This window comes from Oceanospirillum sediminis (assembly GCF_014164585.1).
Classification (GTDB): domain Bacteria; phylum Pseudomonadota; class Gammaproteobacteria; order Pseudomonadales; family Halomonadaceae; genus Oceanospirillum; species Oceanospirillum sediminis.
The window spans coordinates 1-338 of record NZ_JACJFM010000268.1 but is presented as its reverse complement, the minus strand read 5'-3'; the positions used below and the strand labels follow the sequence as shown (position 1 = coordinate 338).

The following is a 338-nucleotide window of genomic DNA, read 5'->3' as shown; positions in this document are numbered from 1 at the left end:
AGAAGTTAAGGTGGATATTTCATTACACCCAGAACGATATACCGCTTGGTTTAAAGTTATTTTTGATAAATTCTACCAACATATAAATGTAAATTCATGAAAGTAACAGTTAGTAGAAAGGCACATTTTAATGCGGCGCATCGGTTGTATAGAAAAGATTGGAGTTTTGAAAAAAATGACACCATTTTCGGAAAGTGTAACAACCCTAATTTTCATGGGCATAATTATGAATTAATAGCAAGTGTAACAGGAGAAATTGATCCTGAAACAGGTTATGTTATTGATATGAAGGTGCTAAAAGACATTATTAAGAGTGAAGTTGAAGTAGCCTTCGATCA

The 338-nt window shown here is 32.5% G+C and carries 1 protein-coding gene; it reads left to right on the top strand.

Features of this window, described 5'->3' with window-relative positions:
- Nucleotides 1-96: 96 nt before the first annotated feature.
- On the top strand, nucleotides 97-338 hold a 242-nt coding region (locus H4O21_RS28645), incomplete at its 3' end, for a 6-carboxytetrahydropterin synthase (RefSeq protein WP_182812646.1).